We start from the raw sequence: 13,156 nt of genomic DNA, 5'->3' as shown, positions 1-13,156 counted from the left end.
GGGCTCTACCGCGAACGCCTAGACCAGCACTTGCCGGGTGGTAGCAATGAACTGGTGCACCAGCTGCTCGGCCGCAGGGTCGATCATGGGTTCGGGCCCACGACCGCGTGGGCAGGCCAGGCGTGGGGTGGTGCCGAACAGGCGGCAGATCATTGGCCGCTCTTCATATACCGTGCAGCCCTGGGGCCCCAAATGCACGCAGTCCAGGCGCTCCAGGGCAGCGTCCTGTTCGGCCTGGGATTTGCGCGGCAGCCGAGCCATCTCTTGCGCCGAGGTAGTGACCGGTCCGCAGCAGTCATGGCAGCCGGGCTCGCATTCGAACGACGGGATGAGTTCGCGCAGGAAGTGGATTTTGTGGCGATCGCAGGACATGACTAGGCACAGGCTGAAAATGTTCGCCCATTATAGGCCGGTTGCCCGCCCTGGGCCTGCGGCTTATCCTCCCGTTCCAGCCCATGCACCAGGACGCGTCCAATGATCCACAGCGCGCAGCACGCCGCTTCTTATTACGCCGCCAGCAGCGCGCCTCACCCTGATCATGCCTTTCTGCAGGGTGATCACACCGCCGATGTGTGCATCGTCGGCGGTGGCTACTCTGGTCTGAACACGGCCCTGGAGTTGGCCGAGCGTGGCTTCTCGGTGATCCTGCTCGAAGCGCGCAAGATCGGCTGGGGCGCCAGTGGGCGCAACGGTGGGCAGTTGATCCGCGGGGTCGGCCATGGCCTGGAGCAGTTCCTGCCGGTCATCGGCGAGCAGGGCGTTCGCGACATGCAACGGATGGGATTGGAGGCCGTGCAGATCGTGCGCGACCGTGTAGCGCAGCACGCCATCGCCTGTGACCTGGTCTGGGGCTATTGCGACCTGGCCAACAAGCCGGCGCAAATGGCGGGCCTGGCCGAAGAGGCCGAACACTTGCGCAGCCTGGGTTACGCCCACGAACTGCGGCTGGTCGCAAAGGATGACATTCACGACGTGGTGGGCTCGCAGCGCTATGCAGGCGGGCTGGTGGACATGGGTTCTGGCCACTTGCACCCCCTCAACCTGGCCTTGGGCGAAGCCGCGGCAGCCGCGCGCCTGGGCGTGAAACTCCACGAGCAGTCCGAGGTGACCCGCATCGACTATGGCCCCCAGGTGCAGGTACACACTGCCCAAGGCCGGGTCCGGGCGCAAACGCTGGTCCTGTGCTGCAACGCCTACCTCAATGGGTTGCACGGTGAGCTGGGCGGCAAGGTATTGCCCGCCGGCAGTTACCTCATCGCTACCGAGCCGCTGGGTGAAGCGCGTGCACGTTCGCTGCTGCCACAGAACATGGCCGTGTGCGACCAGCGGGTGGCGCTGGACTACTACCGCCTGAGCGCAGATCACCGGTTGCTGTTCGGCGGCGCTTGCCATTATTCCGGGCGCGACCCAAAGGATATCGCCGCCTACATGCGGCCCAAGATGCTGCGGGTGTTCCCTCAACTGGCGGACGTCCGCATCGACTACCAGTGGGGTGGCATGATCGGGATCGGCGCCAACCGCCTGCCCCAGGTAGGCCGTCTGCCCGATCAGCCCAACGTCTACTACGCCCAGGCCTACGCAGGCCACGGGCTGAACGCGACCCATCTGGCCGCCCGGCTGCTCGGGGAGGCCATCAGTGGCCAGCAAAGCGGGCGCTTCGACCTGTTCGCCAAGGTGCCACACATGACGTTCCCAGGCGGCAATCACTTGCGCTCACCTTTACTGGCATTGGGCATGCTGTGGCACAGGCTCAAGGATCTGGCCTGAAAGCGGTCAAGGCCTCCAGAACGGCTTGCGGCCTTCCGAGCGCGCCTCTTGCCAGCTGAGCCCCACATCACGCAATTCATGGTCGCTCAACTGGAGCAGCGCCCTGCGGGTGTGCCAGCGGCGCAGCATCAACTGCAAGCGACTCGAAGCCTTTGGCGTAGCGTGGGTTTCGCTTCGCTGCAGGGCCTCTTTATCGCCTACCGACGGTTCAATGCGCACATCGCTCAAGCTTCCCATCGCTGCTGTCTCCCTTTCGATGACAATGTGGGGACAGCATGCAGGGTGCATGGCCTGACAATACAGATCCAAAAAAGCGTTATTATTTGGATACAGATCGGGCTTCCAGGTAACTGAATGCAGCCTTTTCAATCAATCTGTATGGTGCGTTACCCGGCGCAGCCCAGGAGTATGACGTGACGCTCTACCTGAACCTTGCCGAGGTACTCGGCGCGCGCATCGAACAGGGCCTCTATCGCCCCGGCCAGCGGCTGCCATCGGTGCGCGCACTAAGCGTGGAGCACGGGGTAAGCCTGAGCACCGTGCAACAGGCCTACCGCATGCTCGAAGACAGTGGCATGGTCTCGCCACGGCCAAAATCCGGCTATTTCGTGAGCGATCACCGCCACCTGCCGGCCTTGCCTGCGGTCAGCCGACCCGCCCAGCGCCCCGTGGACATCTCCCAGTGGGAGCAGGTACTGGAACTGGTGCGCAGTACTCCGCAGCCAGGGGTGATACAGCTTGGACGGGGCATGCCAGACATCGAGAGCCCTACCCTCAAGCCGCTGTTGCGCAGCCTCGCCCGACTCAGCCGTCGGCAGGACATGCCTGGGCTGTATTACGACAATATCCACGGCAACCTGGCCTTGCGTGAACAGGTGGCACGCCTGGCCCTGGACTCCGGTTGCAGGCTCTCCCCCTCGGAGCTGGTGGTGACGACAGGCTGTCACGAAGCCCTGTCGTGCAGCATCCGCGCCGTGTGCGAGCCTGGCGATATCGTTGCGGTGGACTCGCCCAGCTTCCATGGCGCCATGCAGACGCTCAAGGGCCTGGGCATGAAGGCGCTGGAGATCCCCACGGACCCGGTGACGGGCATCAGCCTCGAGGCGCTCGAACTGGCCCTCGAGCAGTGGCCGATCAAGCTCATCCAGATCACCCCAAGTTGCAACAACCCGCTGGGCTACATCATGCCCGAGGCTCGTAAAAAGGCCCTGTTGAAGCTTGCACAGCGCTACGACGTGGCCATTCTCGAGGACGATGTCTACGGTGACCTGGCCTACACCTACCCTCGGCCACGAACGGTCAAGTCATTCGATATGCAAGGCCGCGTGCTGTTGTGCAGTTCATTTTCAAAGACCCTTGCCCCTGGCCTGCGTGTCGGTTGGGTAGCGCCCGGACGCTACCTGGAGCGGGTCCTGCACATGAAGTACATCAGCACAGGCAGCACCGCCAGTCAGCCTCAATTGGCGGTAGCGGACTTCATCGCCAACGGGCACTACCAGCCCCATGTGCGACGGATGCGTAGCCAGTACCAACGCAGCCGTGAGTTGATGAGCGACTGGGTGACCCGGTATTTCCCACCCGGCACCCGCGTAAGCCGTCCGCAAGGCGGCTTTATGCTGTGGGTGGAATTGCCGGAACATTTCGATACCTTGCAACTCAATCACGCCTTACTGGAACAGGGCGTACAAGTGGCCGTGGGCAGCATCTTTTCCGCTTCCGGCAAGTTCCGTCATTGCCTGCGCATGAACTTCGCCGCCAGGCCTACAGCGCAAATCGAGGCGGCGGTGCGCAAGGTGGGTGAGACCGCCCAACGCTTGCTGGACGAGGACATCGTCGCGACGTAACTTTGCGTTGCCTGCCACTGTCCAACCCCAAAGCCCTGCTGCACAGGACGATCCACCGTTGAAACTCCAGCGAGCCCTACCCTTGCTGCTGACGCTGCTGCTCGGCGTCGGCGGCTGCGCCAGCGTCGATACGCCGCGCCAAACCAGCCAAGCCCTGCCGGCCGATGGCTCGGCGTTCGGCCGCTCGGTGTTGCGCCAGGCAGCACCTTATGAAGGCCGTTCCGGCTTTCGCCTGCTCCCCAACAGCAACGAGGCTTTCCGGGCGCGCGCCGAGCTGATACGCAATGCACAGGCCAGCATCGACGTGCAGTACTACATCGTCCATGACGGGCTCAGCACCCGCGCCCTGGTCCATGAACTGTTGCGGGCGGCAGACCGGGGGGTGCGGGTACGCATCCTGCTGGACGACACCACCAGTGACGGCCTGGATGCAATCATGGGCACCCTCGCCGCCCACCCGAACATCCAGATCCGCGTGTTCAACCCCCTGCACCTGGGACGCGCCACCGGGGTCACGCGCGCCATGGGCCGGTTGCTCAACCTGTCGCGTCAGCACCGGCGCATGCACAACAAGCTGTTCCTGGTGGACAACAGCATGGCCATCGTCGGCGGGCGAAACCTGGGCGACGAGTACTTCGATGCCGAGCCCAACCTGAACTTCACCGACATCGATCTGCTGGGTGTGGGCCCTATAGCAGAGCAGTTGGGACACAGTTTCGATCAGTACTGGAACAGCGCCCTGAGCCGCCCGATCACCGACTTCCTCTGGCACCAGCCCAATGCCAGCGACCTGCGCACCAGCCGCCATCGGCTGGAGGTCTCGCTGGCCGAAGCCAGAACTCGGCGCAAGGTCTTGTATGACCGCCTGATGGCCTATCAATCCCAGCCGCGGCTGGACACCTGGCGCAACGAACTCATATGGGCCCATGCCCAGGCGCTGTGGGACGCACCCAGCAAGGTGCTGGCCGATGACGAGCCTGACCCACAGCTGCTGCTGACACGGCAACTTGGCCCTGACCTGCGCGATGTGCGTCACGAACTGATTCTGGTCTCGGCTTATTTCGTGCCCGGCGAACCAGGGCTGCTTTACCTCACTCAGAGCGCCGACGCGGGCATTTCGGTAAAGCTGTTGACCAACTCGCTGGAGGCCACCGATGTGCCTGCCGTACACGGCGGTTATGCCCCTTACCGCAAGGCATTGCTGGAGCACGGGGTGAAGCTATACGAAATGCGCCGCCAACCCGGGGACCCCAGCGCGGGCAAGCTGAGTTTTCATGGCAGCTCCAATTCCAGCCTGCACAGCAAGGCGATCGTGTTCGACCGTCACAAGACGTTCATTGGCTCGTTCAATTTCGATCCGCGCTCGGTGTTGTGGAACACCGAAGTCGGCGTGTTGGTCGACAGCCCCGAACTTGCCGAATACACCCGTGCGCTGGCGGTGCAGGGCATGGCACCGGCCCTGAGCTACCAGCCTGAGCTCGTCGGCGGCAAGCTGGTCTGGGTGACCGAGGAGGACGGACAGCGGCGGGTGCTCACGTCAGAGCCTGGTAGCCTGTGGCGGCGGTTCAATGCCTGGATCAGCAAGGCGGTCGGGCTGGAAAAGATGCTCTAGCGCTGCGCAGTCACGCCGCCGCAGGCTCGAACGCTCCGGGCCGCCGGGTCAGCACCACAAGCCCAGCGGCGCCTGCTGCCATCAGCAGCGGCAAGGCGTGCCCACTGATCCACTGGCTACCTGCGCCGGCCAGCAACGGCCCCAGCAGGCAACCGATGCCCCACAGCTGGGCCACGTGGGCATTGGCCCGCACCAGGGCATCGTCTCGATAGCGCTCACCGATCAATACCAGCGACAAGGTGAACAACCCACCGGCGCTTGCGCCGAACAATACCCACACAGGCCAGATCGCCCAGGTGTGCAACAGCAGGGGGATGGCAAGGCTCGACCCCAACAATGCCGAGGCGCAACCGGTGAACAGCGCGCGCCGCGACATGTGGTCCGCCAGTGCGCCAATGGGCAACTGCAGCACCGCATCGCCGACCACCACCGTACTGACCATGAACAACGCGATTTCCGTGCTCAGGCCCTGTTGCAGGCAGTATATCGGCAGCAGGGTCAGGATCATGGCTTCGAACGAAGCGAACAATGCGATGGCCCAGGCGATCACGGGCAGCCTTCTGCAGAAGGCAAACAGGTCGGCAAAGGTGACATTGCATGCTTGCGTAGAGGGCGCGCCACCGCGGCCCAGCAACAGCAAGGGCGACACCAGCAGCAGACCGGTCGCCGCCCAGAAGCCGAAGTCGTCGTCCGACCCCAGCATGCCCAGCACCAACGGCCCTGCCAGTTGGCTCAGCGCATAGCTACTCCCGTACAGGGCTACCAGCCGTCCGCGCCACTGCTCGACCACCAGTTGGTTGATCCAGCTCTCACCCAGCACGAACACCACGGTCAACGCCATGCCGATCAACAGCCGCAGCACCAACCAAAGCGGGTAGCTTGGCAGCAGGGCCAACAGGCCGATGGACAATGCCCCGCCCCACAGGCACAGGCGCATGGCCGCAGGCACGCCTACCCACCCGGCAAGACGGCTGGCTAGGCTGGCGCCGGCCAGCACGCCCAGAGCAGGCATGGCGGCCATGACGCCAATAGCGAAGCCGCCATACCCCCAGGCCTCCAGACGCAAGGACACCAACGGCATGCTCACACCCAATGCGAGCCCGACGCTCAGCACCGACGCCAGCACGGCAAAATAGGTTCCCCAACGCATGACGGCCTCCCAGGCAGCATTGTTGTATGACAGAAACAACGAAGCCGGGACGGTATGAGCCGCCCCGGCCAGTGGTGGAGTGTCCGCCCCGCGTGCAATCGAGCTGCCTCAGGCCCTGCTCAGCTCGCAACAGCGATACCAGGCACTTGGAAGCCGAATTGCCTGCTACAGGCTGCTGGAATTACAGCTTGATCCAGGTGGCCTTGAGCTCGGTGTACTTCTCCAGCGCGTGCAGCGACTTGTCACGGCCGTTGCCCGACTGCTTGAAGCCACCGAATGGCGCGGTCATGTCGCCGCCATCATATTGGTTGACCCAGACACTGCCGGCGCGCACGGCGCGGGCCGTCCTGTGCGCCTTGGAAATGTCCGAAGTCCAGATGCCCGCCGCCAGCCCATAGGGTGTGTCGTTGGCGATGGCAACCGCCTCTTCGGCCGTGTCGAAAGCAATCACGGACAGGACGGGGCCGAAGATTTCTTCCTGGGCGATCTTCATGGCATTGGTCACGCCATCGAAGATGGTCGGCTCGACGTAGGTGCCGCCGGTATCTTCCAGCGTCCGCTTGCCACCGGTCAGCAGCTTGGCACCGTCCTTGTGGCCGGCCTCGATGTACGACAGCACGGTATTCATCTGCTGGGTATCGACCAGGGCACCAACGGTGGTCTGCGGGTCCAGCGGGTTGCCGGGCTTCCAGGCCTTGAGGGCCTCGACCACCATGGGCAGGAAGGTGTCCTTGATCGAGCGCTCCACCAGCAAGCGAGAACCTGCGGTGCACACTTCACCCTGGTTGAAGGCGATGGCGCTGGCAGCAGCCTGGGCGGCGGCCTCAAGGTCGGGCGCGTCGGCAAAGACGATGTTCGGGCTCTTGCCACCGGCTTCCAGCCAGATGCGTTTCATGTTCGATTCGCCTGCATACACCATCAGCTGCTTGGCGATCTTGGTCGAACCTGTGAATACCAGGGTGTCGACGTCCATGTGCAGGGCCAGGGCCTTGCCCACGGTGTGGCCATAGCCAGGCAGCACGTTCAGCACACCTGCCGGGATGCCGGCTTGCACCGCCAACTGAGCGATGCGAATGGCCGTCAGCGGCGATTTCTCGGAAGGCTTGAGCACAACCGAGTTGCCCGTAGCCAATGCGGGGCCCAACTTCCAGCTCGCCATCAGCAGCGGGAAGTTCCACGGGACGATGGCACCCACCACGCCTACCGGCTCGCGGGTGACCAGGCCCAGTTGATCGTGAGGCGTAGGAGCGACTTCGTCGTACACCTTGTCGATGGCTTCGGCTGTCCAGTGAATGGCATTGGCAGCGCCTGGGATATCGATGCTGGAGGCGTCACCGATTGGCTTGCCCATGTCCAGCGTTTCAAGCAGCGCCAGCTCTTCCACGTTCTTGCGCAGCAGGTCGGCGAAGCGGATCAGAATGGCCTTGCGCTTGGCCGGAGCCAGCTGTGACCATACGCCCGAATTGAAGGTCGCGCGGGCGTTTTCGACCGCGCGGTTGGCGTCGGCCAGGTCGCAGCTGGCAACCTTGGCCAGGAAGCGTCCGTCGACCGGGCTCAGGCATTCGAAGGTTTCACCGGATGCGGCATCGGTGTATTCGCCGTTGATGAAGGCGCGGCCTTCGATCTTCAGTTGCTGGGCACGTTGTTCCCAGTCTGCACGAGTCAGGGTGGTCATACGAAACTCCTCCTCTTGTTTAGGTGCAACGCTGCACTGAGGACTTGCAGGCGTTGTCGGGGTCCGGGCGTGCGACAGGCGCACACAGGCATGCAATACCCTAAACCAGCCCTTTCAAACTATCAATATATTTGACACTATCGGCTCAAACGCCCAGCGATGTTAATTTTATTGAACATACAGGAGCCCCCTCATGAGCATCGACAGCATCATCGACTTCGCCCAGGCCATTACCGAGGCCGAGCGCTATCGCCCCGCAGCCGAAAAGGTTCTCAAGGGCGAGCCGGACCAGGCCGTGTACAACCACTATGCAAGCCCCTGCGGGCAGTTTGCCGCTGGCGTCTGGGAGGGGGAAGTCGGCCAGTGGAAGGTCAACTACACCGAGCATGAGTACTGCGAAATCGTGCAGGGCGTGTCGGTGCTGCGTGACGAAAAAGGCGCCAGCAAGACACTGCGTGCGGGTGATCGGTTCGTCATACCCGCCGGGTTCAAAGGGACATGGGAAGTGCTGGAGCCTTGCCGCAAGATCTATGCATTGTTCGAGCAGAAGTAACCCCTGGCCTGCCCACCCTTTCGGCCAGGCATAAAAAAACCCGCCTCTGTTCAGAGGCGGGTTTTTTTCAGGTCGCCGATCAATTACTTGATCTTGGCTTCCTTGTACACCACGTGCTTGCGAACAACGGGATCGTATTTCTTGATCTCGATTTTGTCCGGGGTGGTGCGCTTGTTCTTGTCGGTGGTGTAGAAGTGGCCGGTACCGGCACTCGAAACCAGACGGATCAATTCACGCATGATGCTCTCCCTTAAACCTTGGCGCCAGCTTTACGGATGTCAACCAGAACGGCATCGATGCCGCGCTTGTCGATGATGCGCATGCCTTTGGCGGAAACGCGCAGACGCACGAAACGCTTCTCGGATTCAACCCAGAAACGGTGGTGCTGCAGGTTTGGCAGGAAACGACGACGGGTTTTGTTGTTTGCGTGGGAAATGTTGTTCCCGGTTACTGGACCCTTACCAGTAACTTGACAGACTCTCGACATGACTCAGCCCTCTAAAACCACATGCCCAACCCGGCATGGGTTGGCCGCTTAATCTCTCAGTCTTTGGCGCCGAGGCGCCGTGATTCTGGAGGTCTTATCGACCGGATTCGCTGATGCGACAGGCCGAGCCCCTAGAAAAGAGCGCTGCTTTATACCAGAAAGACTCGATTGCAACAATACCTGATCAACATTCGAGCCGGGGCGAACCGCCGCGGGCGGCACGGCCGCAGGCCCTATCGGACGCTGACCGCTCGTCGCCAAGATTGTAAAAAAGAGTGTGGTCATTTTCCGGCAGTCACACTAGGGTAGGCCTTTTCCAGACTGCACTGGCAGATGGGCCACTGACAGCCAAGGAGCCACCATGCGTGCCGCCGCTCTTTCCTTATTGTTCACTTCCCTGCTTGCCGTGGGTGCAGCCCAGGCAGCGCCACTGAGCGTTTGCAGCGAAGCCAGCCCCGAAGGCTTCGACGTGGTGCAGTACAATTCGCTGACTACCACCAATGCCACGGCCGATGTCCTGATGAACCGCCTGGTGGAGTTCGATGCCGGCAAAGGCAAGGTGGTGCCGAGCCTGGCCGCCAGCTGGACGGTGTCGGCCGATGGCCTGGTGTACGATTTCACCTTGCGCGACAACGTGAAATTCCATACCACCGGCTACTTCAAGCCCAGCCGTACGCTCAATGCCGACGACGTGCTGTTCAGCTTCCAGCGCATGCTCTACCCCGCCCACGCCTGGCACAAGACGGCACCCGGCGGCTACCCCCATGCCCAGTCGCTGCAACTGGGCAGCCTGATCAAAACGATCGACGCACCAGCGCCCAATACCGTGCGCTTTACCCTCACCCACCCGGATGCGACCTTCCTGGCTACCCTGAGCATGGGCTTTGCCTCGATCTACTCCGCCGAATACGCCGACACGTTGCTCAAGGCAGGCACTCCCGAGAAGCTCAACAGCCAACCCATCGGCACCGGGCCATTCGTCTTCCAGCGATTCCAGAAGGATGCGGTGGTGCGCTATCGCGCCAATCCTGACTACTTTGCCGGCAAACCGGCCGTCGACCCGCTGATCTTCGCCATCACCACCGATGCGAACGTGCGCCTGCAGAAGCTCAAACGCAATGAGTGCCAGGTAGCCCTGTCGCCCAAGCCACTGGACATTGCCGAAGCCAGCCAGGACAGCAGCCTCAAGGTGGCCAGCACGCCAGCGTTCATGACGGCATTCATCGCGCTCAACAGCCAGCACCCACCCCTGGACAAGCCAGAGGTGCGTCAGGCCATCAACCTGGCTTTCGACAAACAGGCCTACGTGAAGGCTGTTTTCGAAGACTCGGCCATCGCGGCCAATGGCCCGTACCCGCCCAATACCTGGAGCTATGCCAAGGACCTGCCCGGTTACCCACTGGATGTGAAGAAAGCCAAGGCCTTGCTGGCCAAGGCCGGCCTGGCGGACGGCTTCAGCACGACGATCTGGACACGTCCTTCGGGTAGCCTGCTCAACCCCAACCCCAGCCTGGGCGCGCAGATGCTGCAGGCTGATCTCGCCAAGGTGGGCATCAAGGCTGACATTCGGGTGATCGAATGGGGCGAGCTGATCCGCCGCGCCAAGGCCGGCGAGCACGACCTGCTGTTCATGGGCTGGGCAGGTGACAACGGTGACCCGGATAACTTCCTCACCCCGCAGTTCTCCTGTGCAGCGGTCAAGTCCGGGACCAATTTCGCGCGGTTCTGTGACAATCGCCTGGACCAGCTGATCAGTGCCGGTCGCACCACCAATGATCAGAGCGTGCGCAGCCGGCTGTACCAGCAGGCGCAGACCCTGATCCAGCAGCAGGCGCTGTGGGTGCCATTGGCGCATCCGAATGCGGCGGCCCTGCTGCGCCAGGGTGTCGAGGGTTATCAGGTCAACCCGTTCGGCCGGCTGGACTTCAGCAAGGTGAGCGTGACCAAGTAAGCCCTGGCCACGCCTCGCCCTTGTCATGAACGGGGGAAGGCGCCCCTTCCCCGGTCATGACAGGTCGTCCTGGACAGCGCCGCTACCACAGCGGCGTGCCCTAAGCCACGACCCACCCGTGCTCGGCCATGGACAGCGGCTCCCCGTCGCCAATGATGATGTGATCCAGCACACGCACATCGATCAAGGCCAGCCCACGCTTGAGCGACAAGGTCAGGTGCACATCCTCCTTGCTCGGTTCGCTGTTCCCCGAAGGGTGGTTGTGACACAGGATCAGCGCCGCGGCATTGTGCATCAATGCCCGTCGCACGACTTCCCGCGGATAGACACTGGCTCGGTCGATGGTACCCCTGAACAGAATCTCGAACGCCAGTGGCCGGTGCTTGGTGTCCAGAAACAGGCAGCCGAACACCTCGCTGGGTTCATGGCGCAGCATGGCCTTGAGGTAGCGTCGTACGGCCTGGGGGTCCTCCAACGCCGCTGCGCGGGTGATCCCCTCATCGAGGTAGCGACGACCGATTTCCAGCAATGCCTGCAGCTGTGCGTATTTGACCTCCCCTATGCCAGGCTCGCGCAAGACGGCCCGCCGATCGGCCTCCAGAAACGGCCGTAAGCCGCCAAAACGCACCAACAAGCCGCGCGCCAAGTCGAGCACGTTGTGCCCTGCAACGCCTGACCCCAGCAGCACAGCCAGCAGCTCGGCGTCAGACAGCACCGCCGCCCCACGCTGCAGCAGCTTTTCCCTTGGCCGATCCTGAACCGGCCATTCCCTGATGTTCATCGCGTCCCTGCCCTTGCTGCGGCCCATTTCGGCCCTGTGTTAATCTATTTGCCCTCGTACATGCGACGTTCTGCCGCACGCAGTTTCTGTCGCCGCCCGCTTTCACTGGAAAAAGGCAACCCTATGCAGCGGCTGTATCGCAAGCGCATCGTTCTTGGCGTCGGTGGTGGCATCGCCGCCTACAAGAGCGCCGAACTGATCCGCCGACTCCTGGAGCACGGCGCCCAAGTGCGTGTCGTCATGACCCGCGGTGGCGCCGAATTCATCACGCCGCTGACCTTGCAGGCGTTGTCCGGCCATCCGGTGCACCTGGACCTCCTCGACCCGGCAGCAGAGGCGGCCATGGGCCATATCGAGCTGGCCAAATGGGCTGATCTGGTGCTGATCGCTCCGGCCACCGCCGACCTCATGGCACGCCTGGCCCAGGGCATGGCCGATGACCTCTTGACGACCCTGGTGCTGGCCACCGACGCCACCGTCGCCGTCGCCCCCGCCATGAACCAGGCCATGTGGCGTGACGCTGCCACCCAGGCCAACCTCCAAGTGCTCAGGAGCCGAGGCATTCAGGTGTTCGGCCCTGCCTCGGGCAGCCAGGCCTGTGGCGACGTGGGCCTGGGCCGCATGCTCGAGGCCACGGACCTGGCCCGGTGCGCCGCCGAAAGCTTCAAGCGCCAGGCATTGACCGGCAAGCACGTGCTGATCACCGCCGGCCCCACTCAGGAGAACATCGACCCGGTGCGCTACATCACCAATCATAGCTCCGGGAAGATGGGCTTCGCCCTGGCCGAGGCGGCCGCCGAAGCCGGGGCTCGGGTGACCCTCGTGACCGGTCCCGTCCACCTGCCTACCCCCGACCGGGTCAGCCGTATCGACGTGGTCAGCGCGCGGGACATGCTGGCAGCCTGTGAGGCGGCCATGCCATGCGACCTGTTCATCGCTTCGGCGGCGGTGGCGGACTACCGCCCAGAGGTCATAGCGCCACAAAAGCTGAAGAAAGATCCTACGACTGGCGATGGCATGCTGCTGCAGATGGTGCGCAATCCCGATATCCTTGCCACCCTGGCCGGTCGCACCGACCGCCCTTTCAGTGTCGGCTTCGCCGCCGAGACCGAACACTTGCTCGATTACGCCACGCGCAAGCTCAAGGACAAGAACCTCGACCTGATCGTCGCCAACGATGTGGCCAACCCCAGCATCGGCTTCAACAGTGAAGAGAACGCCTTGACCGTGATCGATCGCCAGCAGCACCAGACCCTCTTCGCGCAGACCAGCAAGGGCAAGATCGCCCGTCAGCTGGTTGCCTTCATCGCCGAACGGCTCAATCAGGTTCAGTAAG

General features: G+C 62.9%; 13 protein-coding genes. 6 read left to right on the top strand and 7 right to left on the bottom strand.

What is annotated here, in order from left to right; translation table 11 throughout:
* Positions 1-18 precede the first annotated feature (18 nt).
* Complete coding sequence (locus PFU01S_RS00665; protein WP_027913380.1) at positions 19-372, bottom strand: YkgJ family cysteine cluster protein; 354 nt, start codon at positions 370-372, stop codon at positions 19-21.
* A 102-nt stretch (positions 373-474) separates the two neighbouring features.
* Between PFU01S_RS00665 and PFU01S_RS00660 the strand changes: the two genes are divergently transcribed.
* Positions 475-1,767 (top strand): NAD(P)/FAD-dependent oxidoreductase, encoded by a 1,293-nt coding sequence (locus tag PFU01S_RS00660; protein ID WP_028686770.1) that lies wholly within the window; start codon positions 475-477, stop codon positions 1,765-1,767.
* Between the two features lie 6 nt (positions 1,768-1,773).
* On the opposite strand, the gene PFU01S_RS00655 is transcribed toward PFU01S_RS00660, so the two are convergent.
* The gene (locus PFU01S_RS00655) at positions 1,774-2,004 is read right to left on the bottom strand and encodes a DUF1127 domain-containing protein (protein WP_027913378.1); all 231 of its coding nucleotides are present in this window, start codon (positions 2,002-2,004) and stop codon (positions 1,774-1,776) included.
* A gap of 176 nt (positions 2,005-2,180) precedes the next feature.
* Here PFU01S_RS00655 and PFU01S_RS00650 point away from each other — a divergent pair, with 176 nt between their 5' ends.
* Both PFU01S_RS00650 and PFU01S_RS00645 read left to right on the top strand, forming a co-directional pair.
* Positions 2,181-3,611 carry an aminotransferase-like domain-containing protein gene (locus tag PFU01S_RS00650; protein WP_042138954.1) on the top strand — a complete coding sequence of 477 codons (1,431 nt, stop codon included), beginning with the start codon at positions 2,181-2,183 and terminating at the stop codon, positions 3,609-3,611.
* Between the two features lie 58 nt (positions 3,612-3,669).
* Entirely contained in the window at positions 3,670-5,223 is a 1,554-nt protein-coding gene (locus PFU01S_RS00645) for a phospholipase D family protein (protein ID WP_028686771.1), read from the top strand.
* A 10-nt stretch (positions 5,224-5,233) separates the two neighbouring features.
* Here PFU01S_RS00645 and PFU01S_RS00640 read toward each other — a convergent pair whose 3' ends face one another.
* Positions 5,234-6,373, bottom strand: coding sequence for an MFS transporter (locus PFU01S_RS00640; protein WP_028686772.1), 1,140 nt, complete (start codon positions 6,371-6,373; stop codon positions 5,234-5,236).
* A gap of 181 nt (positions 6,374-6,554) precedes the next feature.
* Positions 6,555-8,048, bottom strand: a complete 1,494-nt coding sequence (locus PFU01S_RS00635; RefSeq protein WP_023532569.1) for an aldehyde dehydrogenase — start codon at positions 8,046-8,048, stop codon at positions 6,555-6,557.
* A 193-nt stretch (positions 8,049-8,241) separates the two neighbouring features.
* On the opposite strand from PFU01S_RS00635, the gene PFU01S_RS00630 reads away from it, so the two are divergent.
* Positions 8,242-8,601: a cupin domain-containing protein gene (locus PFU01S_RS00630; RefSeq protein WP_028686773.1), complete on the top strand. Its 360-nt coding sequence runs from the start codon at positions 8,242-8,244 to the stop codon at positions 8,599-8,601.
* Between the two features lie 83 nt (positions 8,602-8,684).
* On the opposite strand, the gene rpmG is transcribed toward PFU01S_RS00630, so the two are convergent.
* Complete coding sequence (gene rpmG, locus PFU01S_RS00625) at positions 8,685-8,840, bottom strand: 50S ribosomal protein L33 (protein ID WP_003253507.1); 156 nt, start codon at positions 8,838-8,840, stop codon at positions 8,685-8,687.
* Between the two features lie 11 nt (positions 8,841-8,851).
* Positions 8,852-9,088, bottom strand: coding sequence for a 50S ribosomal protein L28 (rpmB, locus tag PFU01S_RS00620; protein WP_003253504.1), 237 nt, complete (start codon positions 9,086-9,088; stop codon positions 8,852-8,854).
* A 361-nt stretch (positions 9,089-9,449) separates the two neighbouring features.
* Here rpmB and PFU01S_RS00615 point away from each other — a divergent pair, with 361 nt between their 5' ends.
* Complete coding sequence (locus tag PFU01S_RS00615; protein ID WP_027913374.1) at positions 9,450-11,039, top strand: ABC transporter substrate-binding protein; 1,590 nt, start codon at positions 9,450-9,452, stop codon at positions 11,037-11,039.
* A 100-nt stretch (positions 11,040-11,139) separates the two neighbouring features.
* On the opposite strand, the gene radC is transcribed toward PFU01S_RS00615, so the two are convergent.
* Positions 11,140-11,820 carry a RadC family protein gene (gene radC / locus PFU01S_RS00610; protein ID WP_028686774.1) on the bottom strand — a complete coding sequence of 227 codons (681 nt, stop codon included), beginning with the start codon at positions 11,818-11,820 and terminating at the stop codon, positions 11,140-11,142.
* 123 nt (positions 11,821-11,943) lie between these two features.
* Here radC and coaBC point away from each other — a divergent pair, with 123 nt between their 5' ends.
* Entirely contained in the window at positions 11,944-13,155 is a 1,212-nt protein-coding gene (gene coaBC, locus PFU01S_RS00605) for a bifunctional phosphopantothenoylcysteine decarboxylase/phosphopantothenate--cysteine ligase CoaBC (RefSeq protein WP_028686775.1), read from the top strand.
* Position 13,156: the final 1 nt, after the last annotated feature.

The organism is Pseudomonas fulva NBRC 16637 = DSM 17717, from assembly GCF_000730565.1.
Lineage (GTDB): Bacteria > Pseudomonadota > Gammaproteobacteria > Pseudomonadales > Pseudomonadaceae > Aquipseudomonas > Aquipseudomonas fulva.
The sequence above is the reverse complement of the archived record's forward strand: the minus strand, read 5'-3'. Positions and strand labels throughout refer to the sequence as shown.

Excerpts from the sequence above, each read along its gene's own strand:
- coaBC (WP_028686775.1), top strand. The coding sequence starts at position 11,944 with ATGCAGCGGCTGTATCGCAAGCGCATCGTTCTTGGCGTCGGTGGTGGC.
- PFU01S_RS00630 (WP_028686773.1), top strand. The coding sequence starts at position 8,242 with ATGAGCATCGACAGCATCATCGACTTCGCCCAGGCCATTACCGAGGCC.
- PFU01S_RS00635 (WP_023532569.1), bottom strand. The coding sequence starts at position 8,048 with ATGACCACCCTGACTCGTGCAGACTGGGAACAACGTGCCCAGCAACTG.
- radC (WP_028686774.1), bottom strand. The coding sequence starts at position 11,820 with ATGAACATCAGGGAATGGCCGGTTCAGGATCGGCCAAGGGAAAAGCTG.
- rpmB (WP_003253504.1), bottom strand. The coding sequence starts at position 9,088 with ATGTCGAGAGTCTGTCAAGTTACTGGTAAGGGTCCAGTAACCGGGAAC.
- PFU01S_RS00655 (WP_027913378.1), bottom strand. The coding sequence starts at position 2,004 with ATGGGAAGCTTGAGCGATGTGCGCATTGAACCGTCGGTAGGCGATAAA.
- PFU01S_RS00640 (WP_028686772.1), bottom strand. The coding sequence starts at position 6,373 with ATGCGTTGGGGAACCTATTTTGCCGTGCTGGCGTCGGTGCTGAGCGTC.
- PFU01S_RS00665 (WP_027913380.1), bottom strand. The coding sequence starts at position 372 with ATGTCCTGCGATCGCCACAAAATCCACTTCCTGCGCGAACTCATCCCG.
- rpmG (WP_003253507.1), bottom strand. The coding sequence starts at position 8,840 with ATGCGTGAATTGATCCGTCTGGTTTCGAGTGCCGGTACCGGCCACTTC.
- PFU01S_RS00660 (WP_028686770.1), top strand. The coding sequence starts at position 475 with ATGATCCACAGCGCGCAGCACGCCGCTTCTTATTACGCCGCCAGCAGC.
- PFU01S_RS00615 (WP_027913374.1), top strand. The coding sequence starts at position 9,450 with ATGCGTGCCGCCGCTCTTTCCTTATTGTTCACTTCCCTGCTTGCCGTG.